Source organism: Arthrobacter sp. PvP103 (assembly GCF_017833075.1).
Lineage (GTDB): Bacteria > Actinomycetota > Actinomycetes > Actinomycetales > Micrococcaceae > Arthrobacter.
The window spans coordinates 3,766,665-3,784,795 of the sequence record NZ_JAFIBQ010000001.1 but is presented as its reverse complement, the minus strand read 5'-3'; the positions used below and the strand labels follow the sequence as shown (position 1 = coordinate 3,784,795).

Annotated in this window: 14 protein-coding genes; 12 read left to right on the top strand and 2 right to left on the bottom strand. The window is 68.1% G+C overall.

Going from position 1 to position 18,131, the window contains the following annotated elements:
- Nucleotides 1-87 precede the first annotated feature (87 nt).
- On the top strand, nt 88-906 hold the full coding sequence (locus JOE41_RS17345) for a purine-nucleoside phosphorylase (RefSeq protein WP_209753084.1): 819 nt from the start codon (nt 88-90) through the stop codon (nt 904-906).
- Between the two features lie 46 nt (nt 907-952).
- On the opposite strand, the gene JOE41_RS17340 is transcribed toward JOE41_RS17345, so the two are convergent.
- Nucleotides 953-1,438: an Rrf2 family transcriptional regulator gene (locus JOE41_RS17340; protein WP_209753083.1), complete on the bottom strand. Its 486-nt coding sequence runs from the start codon at nt 1,436-1,438 to the stop codon at nt 953-955.
- Between the two features lie 96 nt (nt 1,439-1,534).
- Between JOE41_RS17340 and JOE41_RS17335 the strand changes: the two genes are divergently transcribed.
- The gene (locus tag JOE41_RS17335; RefSeq protein ID WP_209753082.1) at nt 1,535-3,277 is read left to right on the top strand and encodes a phospho-sugar mutase; all 1,743 of its coding nucleotides are present in this window, start codon (nt 1,535-1,537) and stop codon (nt 3,275-3,277) included.
- On the opposite strand, the gene nirD is transcribed toward JOE41_RS17335, so the two are convergent.
- A complete protein-coding gene (nirD, locus tag JOE41_RS17330) occupies nt 3,278-3,643 on the bottom strand; it encodes a nitrite reductase small subunit NirD (RefSeq protein ID WP_209753081.1) in 366 nt (121 codons plus the stop codon).
- 281 nt (nt 3,644-3,924) lie between these two features.
- On the opposite strand from nirD, the gene nirB reads away from it, so the two are divergent.
- The 10 genes from nirB to JOE41_RS17285 all read left to right on the top strand — a co-directional run bounded on the left by nirB (nt 3,925) and on the right by JOE41_RS17285 (nt 18,023).
- Nucleotides 3,925-6,564, top strand: coding sequence for a nitrite reductase large subunit NirB (nirB, locus tag JOE41_RS17325; RefSeq protein ID WP_209753080.1), 2,640 nt, complete (start codon nt 3,925-3,927; stop codon nt 6,562-6,564).
- Between the two features lie 2 nt (nt 6,565-6,566).
- Nucleotides 6,567-7,601: a uroporphyrinogen-III C-methyltransferase gene (gene cobA / locus JOE41_RS17320; RefSeq protein ID WP_209753079.1), complete on the top strand. Its 1,035-nt coding sequence runs from the start codon at nt 6,567-6,569 to the stop codon at nt 7,599-7,601.
- 19 nt (nt 7,602-7,620) lie between these two features.
- Entirely contained in the window at nt 7,621-8,775 is a 1,155-nt protein-coding gene (locus JOE41_RS17315; RefSeq protein WP_209753673.1) for a uroporphyrinogen-III synthase, read from the top strand.
- A gap of 178 nt (nt 8,776-8,953) precedes the next feature.
- Nucleotides 8,954-11,611 carry a GMC family oxidoreductase gene (locus JOE41_RS17310; protein ID WP_307800719.1) on the top strand — a complete coding sequence of 886 codons (2,658 nt, stop codon included), beginning with the start codon at nt 8,954-8,956 and terminating at the stop codon, nt 11,609-11,611.
- A gap of 13 nt (nt 11,612-11,624) precedes the next feature.
- On the top strand, nt 11,625-13,667 hold the full coding sequence (locus JOE41_RS17305; protein WP_209753077.1) for a hypothetical protein: 2,043 nt from the start codon (nt 11,625-11,627) through the stop codon (nt 13,665-13,667).
- A complete protein-coding gene (locus tag JOE41_RS17300; protein ID WP_209753076.1) occupies nt 13,664-14,728 on the top strand; it encodes a triacylglycerol lipase in 1,065 nt (354 codons plus the stop codon). Before JOE41_RS17305 ends, JOE41_RS17300 begins: the two co-directional genes overlap by 4 nt.
- Nucleotides 14,725-15,681, top strand: a complete 957-nt coding sequence (locus JOE41_RS17295; protein WP_209753075.1) for an acetoacetate decarboxylase family protein — start codon at nt 14,725-14,727, stop codon at nt 15,679-15,681. The genes JOE41_RS17300 and JOE41_RS17295 overlap by 4 nt, the downstream gene beginning before the upstream one ends.
- Nucleotides 15,678-16,160: a hypothetical protein gene (locus JOE41_RS17290; RefSeq protein ID WP_011691112.1), complete on the top strand. Its 483-nt coding sequence runs from the start codon at nt 15,678-15,680 to the stop codon at nt 16,158-16,160. The genes JOE41_RS17295 and JOE41_RS17290 overlap by 4 nt, the downstream gene beginning before the upstream one ends.
- A 28-nt stretch (nt 16,161-16,188) precedes the next feature.
- Entirely contained in the window at nt 16,189-16,668 is a 480-nt protein-coding gene (locus tag JOE41_RS21065) for a hypothetical protein (RefSeq protein WP_245200757.1), read from the top strand.
- Nucleotides 16,665-18,023, top strand: coding sequence for a patatin-like phospholipase family protein (locus tag JOE41_RS17285; protein ID WP_307800718.1), 1,359 nt, complete (start codon nt 16,665-16,667; stop codon nt 18,021-18,023). The genes JOE41_RS21065 and JOE41_RS17285 overlap by 4 nt, the downstream gene beginning before the upstream one ends.
- Nucleotides 18,024-18,131: the final 108 nt, after the last annotated feature.

Below are 18,131 nucleotides of genomic sequence, written 5' to 3'. Positions count from 1 at the left end.
ATTCTCTACCCATCGGCCGCCGCACACCAATAAAAGGGACCTGCGCCACTGCTGGGCACGGCACCGCGGGCACGATAACTTGTACCAGTGAGTAATACAGAATTCCTGAACACGGACCCTTTTGACGCCGCGCGCGCCGCCGCCGACTACATCGCCGAGGAGACCGGCGTGGACAGCCATGACGTCGCCCTGGTGCTCGGTTCGGGCTGGGGCGACGCCGCGGACCTGATCGGCGAGACCACCGCGACGCTATCCGCGGACGAGGTCCCCGGTTTCTCCGCACCGGCCGTGGAGGGCCACGTAGGCACCATCCGTTCCGTCCTGACCAGGGAAGGCAAGCGGGCACTGGTGCTGGGCGCCCGGACGCACTACTACGAAGGTAAGGGCGTCCGCGCCGTAGTGCACGGTGTCCGGACCGCTGCGGCGGCCGGCTGCAAGGTTCTGGTGGTCACCAACGGCTGCGGCGGCCTCAACGAGGACTGGGCTCCCGGCACTCCGGTGCTCATCAAAGATCACATAAACCTCACCGCCACGTCCCCGCTGGAAGGTGCAACGTTCGTTGACCTGACAGATCTCTACTCGGCACGGATCCGCCGACTGGCCCGCGAAGTTGATCCGTCCCTCGACGAAGGTGTGTACGCGCAGTTCACCGGCCCGCACTACGAAACGCCGGCTGAAGTGCAGTACGCCAAGCGGATCGGGGCCGACCTGGTGGGCATGTCCACAGCACTTGAAGCCATCGCCGCCCGCCATGCCGGCATGGAGGTTTTCGGCATCTCGCTGGTGACCAACCTTGCCGCCGGCATCAGCCCGGTGCCGTTGAGCCATGAGGAAGTGCTGGAAGCCGGGCAGGCCGCCGCTCCGCGCATCTCCAAGCTGCTCGCGGAAATCATCGCCAAGCTCTGAGGCGGCACTGCATGGCGGCGCCCGCCGGGCACTGGTTCCTGAAGAACTAGCTCCTGGCGGGCATCAGCCGGCGGAGGACGTCCTTTCGGGAGCCGGGAAACTTCCGCTCGACTGATGCGGCAATACCCGCAATGGTCTGCCGGGAGAGCGTCTGCCGCCAAGCCAGTTCGGCCTGCCGCATGGTCTGGGACACCAGGCAACTGCGTAGATAGTCTTCACCGGGATCCGCCCCGGGCGCGTTCGCGAGAATGGATTCGCACCGAAATGCGGGGTCCGGACCCTCAATGGCCAGGACAACGTCCAGCACGGTGATCGTTTCCGCGCCCCGCGCCAGCTGGAAGCCGCCGCGGGGTCCGGAGACGGAATACAGGATGCCCGCACGGACCAGCGCCTGTAGCTGCTTGTTCAGGTAAGCGGCGGGCAACTGATACAACTCGGCCAACCGGGCACTGTTCACAGCCTCCCCCGAGGGAGCCCAGGACATGTTGATGCAGCAGTGCAGCGCCCACTCAACTCCCTGCCCCATCTTCATTTTTCAGACATTACGTGTCCGGAAAATTTACTGTCAAGGTTCCCCCTGCGCTTGTCGGACAGCCAATCGCGGACGTTAGGCGATAGCTTTGTTCCTATGACGTCTTCCGATGCCGACCTTCCGCAGCTGCTGAGCGACGCCCGGGACTGGGCCGCCCAGGACCCGGATCCAGCCACTGCCGCCGCTTTGACAGAACTCGTCCAACGCTCCGGGGACGGTGTTCCGTCCGCCCGCCAGGAACTCGAGGACAGCTTCAGCGGCACGCTGCAGTTCGGCACCGCAGGCCTCCGCGCCGCGCTGGGTCCCGGGCCGAACCGGATGAACCGTGTGGTTGTCCGGCGCGCGGCGGCCGGGTTCGCGGCGTTCCTGACCGGTGCCGTCGAGGCGGCTTCGCCGGGCACCCGGCCACGCGCCGTCGTCGGCTACGACGCCCGCTACAACTCCGACATTTTCGCCGAGGAGACCGCTGCGGTCTTCACGGCCGCGGGTATCGACACCTTCCTAATGCCGCAGGCACTCCCGACGCCGCTGCTTGCCTACGCCGTCCGGGCCCTGGACTGCGACGGCGGAGTAATGGTGACTGCCAGCCACAACCCCCCGCAGGACAACGGTTACAAGGTGTACCTCGGCAGGCACGCCGTGGAGGAAAGCGGACGCGGGGCGCAGATCGTGGCGCCCTACGACGCCCGGATAGCCGCGGAAATCGACCGCGTGGGCACGCTGGATTCCATCACGCTGGCCCCTGCGGGCTGGACCGTCCTGGAGCCCTCAATCGCTGCCGGCTACGAGGCGGCGGTGGCCGCCCTGGCGCTGCCCGCGCAGTTCCCGGCCCGTGACCTGAAGATCGTCCTGACCCCCATGCACGGGGTAGGCGGCGACACTGCCGTCGCCGTGCTGAAGGCGGCAGGATTCGACGACGTCACCGTGGTGTCCGAACAGGCGCGGCCCGACCCGGACTTCCCCACGGTCAACTTCCCCAATCCGGAGGAGCCCGGCGCCCTGGATCTTGCGCTGGAAACGGCGGCCCGCGTGGACGCGGACATCGTGCTGGCCAACGACCCCGACGCTGACCGTGCCGCCGTTGCCGCCAAGGACCCGGACACCGGCGCCTGGCGCATGCTGCGCGGTGACGAAGTTGGCGCATTGCTGGGGGCACACATTGTGGCCCGGCTCGCTGCCGGCGGCGAAGGCCAGGCACACGGAGTCTTCGCGAATTCGATCGTGTCCTCGCGCCTGCTGGCACGGATCGCCACGGCGGCCGGGTACGCCCACGCGGAAACCCTGACCGGGTTCAAGTGGATTTCGCGCGTCCCGGGCCTGCTCTACGGCTACGAGGAAGCGCTGGGATACTGCGTGGCGCCGGACCTGGTCCGGGACAAGGACGGGATTTCCGCTGCCGTGCTCATCGCGGAACTCGCGGCGACTGCCAAGGCGGACGGTAAAAGCATTTTCGATACCCTCGACGAGCTGTACCTGGTGCACGGGCTGCACGCCAGCGACCAGCTCAGCATCCGTGTGGCGGACCTGGGCCTGCTGGACGCCATGATGAACCGGCTCCGGGTGGGGCCGCCGGAATCCTTCGGCGGGTCCGCCGTCGAAACGTTCAAGGACCTGGCCGAAGGCAGCGATGCTTTGCCCCCGACGGACGGCCTGCTGTACCTCACGAAAGACCTCAGCCGGGTGATCATCCGTCCCAGCGGCACGGAACCGAAGCTCAAATGCTATCTCGAGGTCATCCGGAGCGTGGGCTCGGCCGCCGAGCTTCCCGAGGCACGGCAGGCGGCACGGGCAGCGCTCGACGGCGTCCTGGTAGATGTGCGGGAGGCCCTGGGGCTTTAGCTACAGTTCAACCTCGACGAAGCCATCCACCACACGCGTGCGGAACGTGGGGAGGCGGAGCCCGGCGGTGCCGAAGCACTCACCGGTTTCGAGGTCGTAGACCTCTTTGTGCAGCGGGGACGCAATGGTCTGGCGTGTCCCGCGGGAGCCCACAATGCCGCGGGCCATCACGTGGGCGCCCGTGGCGGGGTCTTCTTGTGCCACCGCGAAAACTTCGGCGGGCGCGGTGCGGAACAATGCCACCTGGCGGCCGGCAATCAGTGCGGCCTCGCCCCAGGCCAGCTCCAGCTCCTCCACGGCACAGACGCGGTTCCAGCCCGTCGCAAATCCGGTGCCCTGGTCTTCAAGTTCAAGTATTGCGGTCATTTCCGGCCCCTCTCGCATAGCCTGCCGCCCGGCGCTCTGTGGAACGGCTGCCGGGCCCGGACCGCCGACGCGGCCACATCTCAAAGCTAGGGCTGCGGTGTTTCGGCGGCGTGCAGTCAATGTGTCCGGCACGTAAAAGGCGACTCACCTGTCCGGAAATCCGTTCGTGATGCAGAAGTTAAGTTCACGAAACATAAGGGAAACTGAAGCGAAACTGCGCGTACCTAGTCTGGAACGACAAGCTGCAGAGCACCGTCTGCGGCCCATGCGAAAGGCCCACAGTGACCGGACAGACTTCAAGCACCCAGACACCACGCCGCATCGTGGTCGCCGGCGGCGGCCCCGCGGCCCACCGCTTTGCGGACGCAATGCACGCCCGTGGCCTTGAAGGCTGGCAGGTTACCGTGCTCACCGAGGAAGCCCACCTTCCCTATGACCGCGTAGCCCTCAGCAAGGCGCTCACGGACAGCGACGTGGACCTCACCCTTGGCAGCGCCTCCATGTGGGACCACGACGCCCTGGCCCTGAAAACCGGCGAACGCGTCATCAGGATCAACCACGCTGCCAAGTCCGTGGAGACGGCAGCGGGCAACACCTATGAATTCGACGAGCTCGTGGTGGCCACCGGCTCAGACGCCGCCCGCCTGCCGATCCCCGGTGCCGAGCACGTGCACGTCTACCGCACACTCGAAGACGTGTGGGCGATCAACAAGGCAATCGCCGATCTCACCGCAAAGCTCGGCCGCAAGATCACCGCCGTCACCATCGGCGGCGGGCTCCTGGGCCTCGAATCAGCCGCAGGCACCGAACAGCTCGGCGCGACTCCCGTAGTGATCAACGGCGCCCCCTGGCTCATGAACACCCAGCTGGATGAAGGCGCCGGCCAGGCGCTCGGCCGCCTGATCGAAGCCAAGGGCTTCACCGTCCACGGCGGCGTGTTCCCCTCCGAGGTGCTCTCCGAAGACGGCCAGGTCACCGGCGTGCTGATGGCGGACGGCCGCATCATCCCCGCCGACCTCGTCATTGTTGCCATCGGCGTGAAGCCGCGCGACGAACTCTTCCGCGCCGCCGAAGGAGAGGAACAGCTGTTCGATCTCGGCCCGCGCGGCGGCGTCGTGATCACCGATGGCTGTGAAACCCAGATCCCCGGGATCTGGGCGATCGGCGAAGTGGCGAACTTCGGCGGCATGTGCCTTGGCCTCGTGGCGCCCGCCAACACCATGGCTGAAATTGTGGCCGACCGCCTGCACGGCGGCGACGCCACCTTCCCGGGATTCGACACCGCCACCAAGCTCAAGCTCTCCGGCGTGGATGTTGCCAGCTTCGGCGATGCCTTTGCCCGCACCGAACACTCACTGGAGATCGTCTACGCGGACCCGGCCCGCGGCGTCTACCAGAAGATTGTCACCACCGACGATGCCAAGACCCTCCTGGGCGGCATCTTCGTGGGCGACGCCACCCCGTACACAAGCCTCCGCCCCATGCTGGGCCGCGAACTCGCCGCCGAGCCCGGCGCCTACCTCACCGCTGCAGGCGGCGGGGACGCTCCGGAGACCGAACTGCCGGACGACGCCATTCTCTGTTCCTGCAACAATGTGTCGGCGGGAACCATCCGCGACGCCGTCAACGGCTGCGGCGCCTGCGACGGCAACGCTCCCGTGCAGGAACTCGGCGAGCTGAAGGGCTGCACCCGGGCCGGAACCAGCTGCGGTTCCTGCGTGCCGATGCTCAAGAAGCTGCTCGAGACCGAGCTGACCAAGTCCGGCGTCGAGGTCTCCAAGGCGCTGTGCGAGCACATCGAGCTCTCCCGCCAGGAACTGTTCGAGACCATCCGGGTCCTGGAACTGACCTCCTTCGAAGAGATCATGGCCAAGTACGGCACCGGCACCGGCTGCGACATCTGCAAGCCGACCATCGCCAACATCCTGGCCAGCCAGAACAGCGCCTACGTCCTGGACGCCGGCCGCGGCACCCTGCAGGACACCAACGACCGCGCCCTCGCCAACATGCAGAAGGACGGCACCTACTCGGTGGTCCCGCGCATCGCCGGCGGCGAGATCACCCCGAAGAAACTCGGCGTGATCGCAGCCGTGGCGGAGAAGTACAACCTCTACACCAAGATCACCGGCGGACAGCGGATCGACATGTTCGGTGCCCGGCTGGAGCAGCTCCCGGAGATCTGGAAGGAACTGGTGGACGCCGGTTTCGAATCCGGCCAGGCCTATGGCAAGAGCCTGCGGACCGTGAAGTCCTGCGTCGGTTCCACCTGGTGCCGCTTCGGCGTCCAGGACTCGGTGGCCATGGCCATCCAGCTGGAACTGCGCTACCGCGGCCTCCGCAGCCCGCACAAGCTCAAGATGGGTGTCTCCGGCTGTGCCCGGGAATGCGCCGAAGCCCGCGGCAAGGACGTCGGCGTGATCGCCACGGCCGACGGCTGGAACCTGTACGTCGGCGGCAACGGCGGTGCCACCCCCGCCCACGCCCAGCTGCTGGCCAAGGACCTCGACGACGAGACCCTGATCAAGTACATCGACCGCTACTTCATGTACTACATCCGCACCGCCGACCGCCTGCAGCGCACCGCCCGCTGGCAGGAAGAGCTCGCCGGCGGCATCAAGCACGTTGAGGACGTGGTGGTCAAGGACACCCTGGGCATCGCCGAGGAACTCGAAGCCGCCATGGCCAAGCACGTCGACACCTATGTCGACGAATGGGCCGACACACTGAAGGATCCCGAGCGCCTGCGCCGGTTCCGTTCCTTCGTCAACGCCCCCGACCAGAAAGACGACTCCATCACGTTCGTCTCCGACGAGCGCGGCCAGATGCGCCCGGCCACCGCTGAGGAAAAAGGCAAGGTCCTCATCGGGGCCACCATCCCGATGCGTCCCTCCACCCCGGAACTCGACAAGAACGAGGTATAGGCATGCAGCTCAGCATTGATCTCACCGGCCGCGAAGTCCTGGTCACCGGATCCGACCACGCCGCACGGCAAGCGGTCCGCCGCTACCAGGCCGCCGGTGCAGTCGTCTCGAGGCTCAGCACCCCGCAGGGCGCAAGCCACGACGGGCCGCTGCCCGAGCGCCCGTTCCTCGTGGCCGCCGTCGACGACGGCCAGCACGGCTGGGACGCGCTGCTGGAGCGGTGCCGCCTCACCGGCATCCCGGTGTCGGTTGAACCGGCTGCCGGAGCGGTGGGCCACGTCACCCTGGTGGGCGGCGGCCCCGGCGTCGGCGAATTGCTGACCGTTGCCGCCGTCAAGGCGCTGCGCGATGCCGACGTCGTGTTCTACGACCGTCTGGCCCCCTACCAGGAACTGCCGTCCCTGACCACGGCCGAGCTGGTGGATGTGGGCAAGCAGCCCGGCCACCACAAAGTCAGCCAGGGCGATATCGAGAAGCTCATGGTGCAGAGCGCCCTGGCCGGCAACAACGTGGTCCGCCTCAAGGGCGGGGACCCGTACGTGTTCGGCCGCGGCGGCGAGGAAGTTGCCGCCTGCGTGGCTGCCGGCGTGCCGGTCAAGGTCGTTTCCGGAGTCACCAGCGCCATCTCCGTCCCCGCGGCGGCAGGGATCCCGGTTACCCACCGCGAAGTCAGCCACATGTTCACTGTGGTGTCCGGCCACGCCCCGCTGACCGAGAAGGAGCTCACCCACCTCGCCGGGCTGGGCGGGACCATCGTGGTCCTCATGGGCATCGGAACGCTGCACCAGCTGGCTGCCGGCCTGCGCCGGGCGGGCATGCCGGCTGACATGCCGATGGCCGTCGTCGAACGCGGCTACCGCCCCGGACAGCGCACCACCATCGCCCAGCTGGGTACGATTGTCACTGCGGCCGCCGACTGCACAAACCCGGCAGTGCTGGTCATCGGCGAGGTGGTGCGGGTGGCTGAGGCCAACCGCGGGCACGCCGAGGCGGCGGCTGACCTCGACCGCCTCGCAGCGTCACTGATGGAACCGTGAAAGAAAAACCATGAGCGCCATGAACTCAATTGCCCCCGCTTCCGCCTCCGGCCCGCAGGACTCCCCCGCTGCCGACGCCCCCGATTCGCCCCTGGAGGGGTTCCGGATCGGCGTGACGTCGCACCGGCGTTCCCAGGACCTGATCGAGGCCCTGGAGCGGCGCGGGGCGGAGGTACTGCACGCACCCGCGCTCAAGATCGCACCGGTGCAGGAGGACATGCGGCTCATCGAGGACACCAAGGCCATCATTGCCGCCAAGCCCGATCTGTGCATCGCCACAACTGCCTACGGCATGCGCCGCTGGTGCGAGGCGGCTGACGCGTCCGGCATCGGCGACGAACTGCTGGAGACCCTCGCGGCCTGCCGCATGTTTGTCCGCGGTCCTAAGGCACGCGGCGCCGTCCGCGCCGCCGGACTCGCCGACGTCGGAATCAGCAGCGACGAAACCACGGCCACCCTGGTGGACATGCTGCTGAAGGAAGGCGTCCGCGGCAAGACCGTGGCGGTGCAGCTGCACGGCTACACGGACGTCCGCCAGCTGGAGCGGCTCAAGATGTCCGGCGCCACCGTCCTGACCGTCACCCCGTACCGCTGGGTCAAACCCGACGGCGAGGACAAACTGCCGCGGCTGATCGAGGCAGCCTGCAGCGGCAACCTGGACGTCCTGACGTTCACCAGCGCGCCCGCCGTCGACGCCATGTGGAGCACCGCCCACGAGATGGGCCTCTACAAGCAGCTCGTCGACGCCCTGAAGACCACCGTCACCACCGCCGTCGTCGGTCCCATCACGGCGCAGCCGCTGATCGATGCCGGGCTGTCACCGCTCATACCGGAACGCTTCCGGATGGGCGCCCTGATCCGGCTGGTCTGCGAACACCTTGCCCTGAACCACGTCCGCCGCCTGGACACCCGGTCCGGCAACGTGGAGCTCCGCGGACGGTCACTTCGGATCGACGGGGAACCGGTCGAAATGGCACCGGCACCCCTCCTGCTGCTGCGGGCGCTGCTGGGCGCAGAAGGCGCCGTCCTGTCCCGGGAAGCGCTCTCCGAACTGCTCGAACTGCGCGGCTCCGTGCATGCGCTGGACATGACTGTCAGCCGGCTCCGCTCCTCGCTGCCGGACGGCCGGATGGTGGAAACCGTGGTCAAGCGCGGATACCGGATTCGGGTCTAGCGGTTCCTCGCCGGCGCCGGCCGCCCCGCAGTCCGTGGACAGACCCGGGCCGCAGTGGGAACATGTCGCTATGGTTTGCGTCTGACCGCCCCGAGGCCGCCTCCGTACCGCTCTGGTGCGCGGCCGCAGGGGTGTTCGGCGAGTCAGCTCTTCCAGGGGGAATTGCGTGGAACCGGTGGTGCAAGGCGACGATGATCCCGCGGAGTCGGTGGACGCCGTGGTGGTGGGCTCCGGCTTCGGCGGATCGGTAGCGTCCTACCGGTTGGCGGCCGGCGGCCAGTCCGTGGTCCTGATGGAACGGGGCAGGGCCTACCCGCCGGGAAGCTTCGCCAGGACACCGTCCGAGATGGGCCGGAATTTCTGGGATCCGGACAAGGGCCTGTACGGTCTCTTTGATGCCTGGACCTTCCGGGGCCTGGAAGGAATCGTCTCCAGCGGCCTGGGCGGCGGATCCTTGATCTACGCGAACGTGCTGCTGCGCAAGGACAAGAACTGGTTTGTCCAGGAATCCCCCGTTCCCGGCGGAGGCTACGAAAGCTGGCCGTTCAGCAGGCAGGACCTCGAGCCCTATTACGATGCCGCCGAAGCCATGCTCCGCCCCGTGCCCTACCCCTACCAGGACACCCCCAAGACCCTGGCCATGGAAGCCGCCGCGCGCGCACTCGGACTCAGCATCACGCGACCGCCCATCGCCGTCACCTTTGCGGCTTCCCCTGGTGCGGCTCCCGCAAGGAACCAGGTGCTGCCGCCCGCCCCGTATGGAAGCGTCCATGGCGAGGGGACGGTCCGCACCACCTGCACCCTCTCCGGCGAATGCGACATCGGGTGCAACACCGGCGCCAAGAACACCCTGGACCACAACTACCTGTCCGCGGCCAAGGCTGCCGGCGCGGACATCCGGACCCACCACGACGTCCGCGGCATCCGTCCCCTTCCGGGAGGCGGCTATGAAGTCCGATACGTCGTCCACGATCCCGCCGACAACGCGCCCGGGCTCCTGCGCGAACAGCTAATCCACTGCCGCCGGCTCATCCTCGCCGCCGGAACGTTCGGCACCACGTTCCTGCTGCTGCGCAACCGCGCCTCGCTTCCCGCGCTGAGCCCCGCACTGGGCACCAGGTTCAGCGGGAACGGGGACCTGCTGGGCTTCGTCCTGGACGCCAAGGACCCCGACGGCGTCACGCGCACGCTGTCGGGCAGCGTGGGGCCGGTCATCACCACGGCTATCCGCACGCCCGACTCCACCGACGGCGGCGACGGCCGCGGGTACTACATCGAAGACGCAGGCTACCCGTCGTTCATGAACTGGCTCCTGGAAACCGGACAGTTCCGCCAGGTGGCGAAGCGCGCGGGCAAAGTGATGGTGCAGCTCCTCAAGGACCGGCTCTTCCAGGCCCAGCGCTCCAACATCTCCGCCGATCTTGCCGCGGCCCTGGGAGACGGCCGGCTGTCAGCGTCCTCCGTGCCCCTGCTCGGCATGGGCCGGGACATACCGGACGGCGTGATGACCCTCCAGGGCGGCCGGCTGGCCATCAACTGGACCCTCGCCACCTCGGCCGCGTACTTCGGCCGGATGCAGGCCACGATGCAGGCGATCGCCACGGAACTGGGCGGGAGCTTCAAGCAGAATCCGCTCTGGTGGAGCAAACGGGTCATCACCGTGCATCCGCTGGGCGGCGCCCCGGCAGGACGGAACAGCAGCGAAGGCGTGTGCGATTCCTACGGTGAGGTCTTTGGCTACCCCGGGCTGCACGTGGTGGACGGAGCCGTGATGCCCGGTCCGGTGGGAGCCAACCCCGCCCTGACCATCGCCGCATTTGCCGAACGGGCCTGCGACCGGATCCTGAACGGAACGGGAGCGGACCGGCAGCGCGGCGGCCTGGACACTGCCGGGTTCCCGCCCGGGAATACCGGCGGTGTGACTTTCGACGACGGGATTACCGGCTACCAGCCGGGGCCGCTTCGCGCCTTGGTGCCCGACGCCACGAAAGGTGCCAAGGCCCCGGCCGAAGAAGGCACGTTCGTCCCGCGGGCCGCCAGCCGCTCGCTGGGCCTGCCATCCGCAGTATCCCCGGAGGCGGGCATCTCCCCCGAAATGATGCTCCCCGAAAGCGAGGCACTGCAGGAAGCTGAGATCGAGGAGGAAACCGAACTGGCCGAAACAGGGCCGTCCTCCGTCAGCTTCACCGAACAGATGCACGGGTGGTTCAGCGCCGGCGTCACGGATCCTGAGGAGGGACGCAGCCTGGGCCGTGACCGCAGCCGCCGGATGATGTTCGAACTCACCATCACGGCCGCTGACATTGACGAGTTCGTGCGTGATCCGCTCCATCCGGCAACTGCTGAGGGCTACGTCCTGGCCGACCAGTTCGGCGGCCGCCTGCCAGTGGAACGGGGCTGGTTCAATCTCTTCGTCAAGGACGGCCCTGAACCTGCCGGCCGGAAGATGCTCTACCGGCTCTGGCTGCGCGATCCGGGCGGCACTCCGCTGACTTTCGTGGGCCACAAGGACGTCCGCAACGATGCAGGCTTCGACGTCTGGGGTGACACCACCACACTGTACGTCCGCGTCCTGCGCGGGCATGTTCCGCCCCCGGACCCGAAGCTGCCGGTCTCAACCGCTCCGCAGGCGGCCGCCCCGCACGGCCCGGCCGTGGTGGCGGGCGCAGGGATGCTGTTCATCCGGCCGTGGGACTTCGCCCGGCAACTGACAACGTTCCGCGTCGCGGGACCGAACCCTGCGAGCGCCCTGGCAGCATTCGGCAAGGTCTTTCTTGGCGAGCTCTGGCAGGTGTACGGCCGCCGGATACACGGCCGGTCCGCCGGCCGGCAGTGAAGGGCGACGGGGCATGAAACGGGCTGAGCTGGCTCAGCACAGCGACAGACTTGGCTTCACTCCGCGGGACGCAGTGCGCTGGCTCGCCCCGGCCCAGCTGGGCAGGACCGCCGTGCGGGTTGTCCTCGCGTCCGTCTTCGCCGATTTCGGCGACAAACGTGAGCTGGAGGGCGGCTTCCCCCGCTACGATCTCGACCTGGACCGGCTGCCCGTGCCCGGGCAGCCCGCGCAGCCGGTGGTCCGCGACCTGGGGCTGCCCGGAACGCAGCGCCCGTCACGCTCCGACGAACCCGCCGGGGAATCCAACGGCCGGGGAGCCGCCCTCGCGCACGGATCCGGGGACTCCGGGGCCGCGACGCTGTGGCTGGATTTCACGGCCGACCTCGGCGACGGCTTTGATGCCACCTACACGGTGGCGTCGTTGCTGGCCGAAAAGTCGCTGCTGGTGGACGGGCATGAACTGAGCCGCGGCAAAGTTCTGGTGCTGGGCGGCGACGAGGTGTATCCGGTGGCCGCGCCCGCCGCCTACGAAGACCGCATGGTGGGGCCGTACCGGACCGCGCTGCCCGGTGGCCGCTCCCCCGGCCGGGACGGCGTGCTGCTGGCGCTTCCCGGCAACCATGACTGGTACGACGGCCTGACGTCCTTCATCCGGCTCTTCACCCGGCAACGGAACATCGGCGGCTGGCGGACCATCCAGACGCGCAGCTACTTCGCGCTCCGGCTGACGGGCGGGGATGACTCGCCCGGCTGGTGGCTCGTGGGGCTGGACAGCCAGCTGGGCCAGTACATCGACGAACCGCAGCTGGACTACTTCTACAACACGGTGACCACCAGGCTGCGGCCCGGCGATGCCATCATCCTCTGCGTGGCAGCCCCCTACTGGGTGCGGGAAACCGAAAACGCGAATGCCTTCCGGCAGGTGCATTTCTTCGAGCAGGACTACTTGCGGCGCCGTTTCAACCGCCGCGCCGGGTTGTTCGAGGAAACCGGGGCGTCCGTGCGGTTGTGGCTCACCGGGGACCTGCACCACTATTCGCGTTACGAGGAACAGGCACCGGAAGAGGCCGGCGAACGGACCGGCACCCGGCCCGGGGACGACCCGCGCCGGACCCAGCTCATCACCTGCGGCCTGGGTGGCGCGTTCCTCCTGGACGCCCGGTGGCTGCCTGCGGAGCTCACGCTGCCGGCGCACCAGCCTGCACATGCCCTCACCGGCACCGAGCCCCGCGCCCCGGCCGCGGCAGAACCACGGAGCAATCCCGGCCCCGGGCGACGCTTCGCCCTGGCTCCGGGAACCTTCCCGGGCGCGGCCGAGTCACGGCAGTTCCGCGGACGCCTGGCCAATCCGCTGACGCCGTTCTGGCTTCCGCTGCGGAACCCGGGCTTCGGCTCGGCACTCGGCATCGCGCACGTGGTGGCTGCGCTGACGCTCTGGACCGTCTTCAGTGCTTTCCGCGGGCTCTCCTTCGTGGACAGCCTGCTCAGCCTGAGGGCAGGCAACACCGGGCTCCTTGCGCTGACCATCCTCGCAGTCCCCCTGTTCCTGCTCCTATTGCTGGTCACCCTCGGCACCGCGCTCGGCCTCGCCCGCGATCCCCGGGAGAACGGCGCCGGGTTCACCGTTGCCCGCGGTGCGCTGTGGCAGCTCTCGGCGCTCGGTGCGGGGATCGCCGTCGTCCTCCTCCTTCCGTGGCAGGCGGCATGGCCGCCCTTCCTGACTCTTGCGCTGGTACTCGCCATCATCTTCGCCACCGGGTTTGCTGCCGGCAGCGAAGCGTTCGCGCTCTTCATCCTGGGCACGCCACGCGGAGAAGTGGCGTCGTGGGCCATGTCCGGCCAGGCCATTGAGGACCACAAGGGCTTCCTGCGGATCCGGATCACGGCAGACGGCAACCTGACGGTTTATCCCGTGGCAGTGGACCGCGTCTGCCGGGACTGGACCCTGGCGGAAAACGACGACGGCGGCCTCCGCCCCGTGCCCGCCGGCGGCTTGCCGCCGCTCCGGCTTTTCGAACCGCCGGTCACCATCGCCAGGGAAGGATTCGGCCAATGAACAGCCCCCGCACCGTCACCCGGGCGGACCACGTCACGGAAGTCATCCCGTTTCCCGCCGGAGACGGCACGCCCCTGACCCTGGTGCACGTCACGTCCGCTGCACCGCCCGACGCCGGAGCTCCGGATAAAGGGCCGGTGCTGCTGGTCCACGGGGCCGGGGTCCGCGCCGAGCTTTTCCGGCCTCCGCTGCCGCGGACCCTGGTGGACGCCCTGCTGGAAGATGGCTGGGACGTCTGGCTCCTGAACTGGCGGGCCTCCATCGACCTGGAACCCCTCTCGTGGACGCTGGGCGACGCCGCCGTGTACGACCACCCTGCCGCCGTCGACTACGTCCTGGGAGTCACCGGCGCCGAAACGCTGAAGGCGGTCATCCACTGCCAGGGGTCGGTTTCCTTCACCATGGCGGCCGTGGCCGGGCTCCTGCCACGGGTGGATACGGTGGTGTCGAACGCAGTGTCCCTGCATCCCGTGATCCCGCTATGGTCGGTCATCAAGATCACTTACCTGGCCGAGCTGCTGAAGCCGTTCACGCCCTATCTATCACCTGCGTGGGGCTACAAATCCAACGGGTACTTCTCCCGCATCCTCAGGTCCATGGTCAAGGCCACCCACCACGAATGCGACAACCTGGTCTGCCGGCTGGTCAGCTTCACGTACGGCAGCGGCCGGCCCGCGCTCTGGTCGCACGAGAACCTGGACGAGGCCACCCACAACTGGATCAGCGGGGAGTTTGCCGAGGTGCCGTTCACTTTCCTGTCCGAGATGGGCCGCAGCGTTCTGGCCCGACGCATGGTGGCCGCGGGAAACCACCCGGAACTGCCCGCGAACTTCCTGGCCGAAGCGCCGCAGACCGACGCCAGATTCTCCTTCCTGGCCGGCCGCAACAACCGCTGCTTCCTGCCCGAAAGCCAGGAACGGACCTTCGCCTTCTTCCAGGACCACCGGCCCGGCAAGGATTCCCTGCACCTGTTGTCCGGGTACGGGCACCTTGACGTCTTCTTTGGTGCCCGCGCCTGGGCGGACACCTACCCCGTCATCCTCAAGGAGCTGAACAGATGAACAAACTCATCGGTCTTGCCGCTTCCCTGCTGCGGCTCGTGCCATCACCCGTGCCGCACCGCCAGGAGCGCCTGCGCGGACAGCATGCCTCGGTGGACGGCATCAAGTACTCCATGCCGGTCAACTCCGACGATTCCCCGGTGCTGATGGCGGCCTTCCCCATCAACAAGCGCGCGGCCGCTGCCATCCTGCCCGGCACGGAACTGCGGCCGTTCAGTCTGGGCGGCAAGGGGCTGCTGGTGGTCACCGTGGTGAACTACAAGTCGACGGACATCGGCAAATACATCGAATACTCGCTGGCCATCGCCGTCACGCACGGCTCCCGGCCCGCACCTCCGCTGCTGCCGCTGGTCTTCCAAAAGACCTTCGGACTGGGCCAGTACGTGGTGGACCTGCCGGTCAGCACCGAGGTTTCCGTCAAAGGCGGCAAGGGCATCTGGGGTATGCCCAAGCACCAGGCCAACCTGGACTTCGTGGTCACCGACGCGGCGGTTTCGGCGCAGTACGACGACGGCGGCAGGCTGGGCTGCTTTATCGAGATTGAACGGCCCCTGGCGATGGGCATCCCGGTCAAGCTCGCCGCCTCCAACTACTGCGCCTTCCGCGGGATGCTCATGAAGTCCGACATCTATTTCGAAGCCACCGGGGACATTGCCCTGGGTGGCGACGCCAGGGCCCGGCTGGTGCTGGGCGACGCGCCCGGCGTTGCCGCCCTTAAGAACCTCCAGCCGGCGGAGAACCCGGTGTTCACCGCCTACCTGCCCGAAGCCCACGGAGTGTTGGACGACCACTACGAGGCCTGGTTCCTCACGGCACCAACGGCCGAGGAAGCCGCCCGGATCCCCGGAGGCGACCCGCTCGAATCCGTCGTTGGCCTGGGCCAGGGCCAGGAATGGCTGGCCGCGCCGGACCGGAGCACCACGGCCCGCACCGGCACCGGAGACACCCGGTGAACTGGCTCCTGCTGCTGAACGCGCTGTACTTCCTGTTCGGCGCCACCATGTACGTGGGCACCATGTGGGTGCTGAAGTTCTTCCTCTACCCCACCTGGGAGTCCCTGAACCGCGGCAACGTGGACATGCACTTCGGCATCCCCACCCGCCAGGCCACCAAGTTCTTCACCGTGGTGGTCCCGCCGATGTTCATCAGCGGCATCATCCTGGTCTGGACCGAATGGGGCACGGTCCGGATCATCCCCGCGGTGCTGTGCCTCCTCGGGATCATCACCCTCACCGTGGTGGGCCAGGCCATGATCATTCCCGTCAACATCAGGATCCGGGGCGGAGACTTTGCCGACGACGCCGAACTGCGTTCCCTGCTGCGCCGGTGGATGCTGCTCAACGACATCCGCTTCTACGTTTCCACGCTCACCTGGCTTGCCATCGTCTGGCTGCTGGTGGACCGGGGCCGGCTGTGGGAGGCGTTCGCATGAGCAGGACCCAATATAAGCAGGGCACAGCATGAGCGGGGCGGTTCGTCCGTCCGGTGCGGCCCTTCCCGGCGTCGGCGCATGGATCGCGGCCGATCCGCTGCGCGCCGTCCTGGCCGCGATCGCCGTCGTCACCGTCTTTTCCGGTGCGGTGCAGATCCCGTTCGGCGGCGCCGTCCTGGAGCTGCTGGGCGCGGAGCCGACGACTTCGGCACGCCAGCTGTTCGCCACGGTGGGTATGTTCATGGTGGTGGTGGGCGGGCTTCTGCTCCACACGCTGCTGCGCCCGCAGCCCGCGGCCGAGGTGCTGCTGTGGTCCGGCGTGCAGAAGGCGGGGGCATGCGCCGCCGTCGCCATCGGTGTCCTCAACGGCGTCTTCGCGCCGGTGGCGCTGGCCGTGGCCGCGTTCGACCTTGCGACGGCGGCACTGTGCCTCATCTACCTGCGCCGCGTGGTCTACCTGCGAGGGGCCAGCGGAGGCTACGGCCCCGGTTCGGGGGCACAACCGTGAAGCGCTCGCTGGTCCTGGCCGGCGGCGGCATGCGCGTGGCGTGGCAGGCCGGAGTGGTGCGTGCACTGGCCGAAGAGGGGCTGCACTTTGACCACGTGGACGGGACGTCCGGCGGCATCCTGACGGCCGGCATGATGCTCTCCGGAGTGTCCCCGGCAGACATGTGCCGGAACTGGTCCGCTGTCAACGTCAAGGATTTCGGCTCGGCGCTGCCGCTGGGCGACTACGTCAAGGGGCCGTGGTCGCTGCCCGCGATCGGCGACGCCGGCGGCCTGCTCGGCAAGGTGTTCCCCGCCCTCGGGATCAACGAAGGCGAGATCCGGCGCCGCGCCGCCCTGCCGGGCGCCGTCGAAGGCACCTTCAACGTGGTGGAGTTCACCGAAAAACGCTGTCACGCAATCGACGCCCGCGACGTGGATGCCGAACTACTGGCGGCGGGAATGTCCTTGCCCATTTTCCTCACACCGCTACGGCGGGAGGGGAAGGTCTGGACGGATGCGGTCTGGATCCGTGACGCCAACGTGGCCGAAGCCCTCCGCCGCGGCGCGGACGAGGTCTGGCTGGTCTGGTGCATCGGCAACACCGGGTACTGGGGCGACGGTCCGCTGGAGCAGTACGTACACATGATCGAGATGAGCGCCATGGGCGCGCTGCTGGCAGATTTCGAGGCTGCGGGAGCGGCCGGACGGGACTTCATCCTCCACGTGGTCAGGCCGGAGAACCCCCTCCCGCTGGACCCGGAGTTCTACCTCAACCGGATCGATGCGGACACGCTGATCGCCATGGGGTACCGGGACGCCCGCAGCTATCTCAAGGAAATGACCGCCGAAGGCCTGCCCAAGGACGCATCCTGCACTGCGATGGCGGAACCGCCCGCCGGCATCCGCTTCACCGAGCGCCTGCGCGGTGAGGCCGGCGGTCAGGACGTTCGGCTCACGGTCACGGTGGCCCTGCCCCTGGACGGTTCAGGCGCGGCGGCCGGCCTCACGGGTTTCCTCGACCACGCGCCGTTCGGTTCCAGGATGTTCCTGGCGGGCGGACGGGTGGACGTCCGGGGCGAGTCGGTGACCTACCGGGCGTCCGTCCACGCGGGCGGCGCCTGGCACCGGCTGTCCCTGGCCAGGGTCTTCCACGACGATCCCGGACCGGACGCCTGGGAGGACACCAGGCAGGCCCGCCTCACCGTGGGCTCACTGCTGGATGCCCCGGTCACCATGGGACTGGCGGACGCGGCAGCCCTGATCGCCTCGGTGGAACCGGCAGGTGCGCACGGTCCCGGAGAACGCACCGGCGTCGTCGCAAAAGTCGTGGCCGGAGGCCTCCGGGAGGCATTCCGCCGGTATGGCTGGGCATGAAGAGCAGGGCAAGGCTGGCTACAGGGCCCTCATAGTGAGCCGGAACACATCAAAGGACACGTTTGTTGCCGGCTGGTAAACACCGTGGAACGGGCAGGGACATTCCGG

Excerpts from the sequence above, each read along its gene's own strand:
- JOE41_RS17315 (WP_209753673.1), top strand. The coding sequence starts at position 7,621 with ATGAACTCAATTGCCCCCGCTTCCGCCTCCGGCCCGCAGGACTCCCCC.
- JOE41_RS17335 (WP_209753082.1), top strand. The coding sequence starts at position 1,535 with ATGACGTCTTCCGATGCCGACCTTCCGCAGCTGCTGAGCGACGCCCGG.
- JOE41_RS17340 (WP_209753083.1), bottom strand. The coding sequence starts at position 1,438 with ATGAAGATGGGGCAGGGAGTTGAGTGGGCGCTGCACTGCTGCATCAAC.
- cobA (WP_209753079.1), top strand. The coding sequence starts at position 6,567 with ATGCAGCTCAGCATTGATCTCACCGGCCGCGAAGTCCTGGTCACCGGA.
- JOE41_RS17300 (WP_209753076.1), top strand. The coding sequence starts at position 13,664 with ATGAACAGCCCCCGCACCGTCACCCGGGCGGACCACGTCACGGAAGTC.
- JOE41_RS17305 (WP_209753077.1), top strand. The coding sequence starts at position 11,625 with ATGAAACGGGCTGAGCTGGCTCAGCACAGCGACAGACTTGGCTTCACT.
- JOE41_RS21065 (WP_245200757.1), top strand. The coding sequence starts at position 16,189 with ATGAGCGGGGCGGTTCGTCCGTCCGGTGCGGCCCTTCCCGGCGTCGGC.
- nirD (WP_209753081.1), bottom strand. The coding sequence starts at position 3,643 with ATGACCGCAATACTTGAACTTGAAGACCAGGGCACCGGATTTGCGACG.
- JOE41_RS17295 (WP_209753075.1), top strand. The coding sequence starts at position 14,725 with ATGAACAAACTCATCGGTCTTGCCGCTTCCCTGCTGCGGCTCGTGCCA.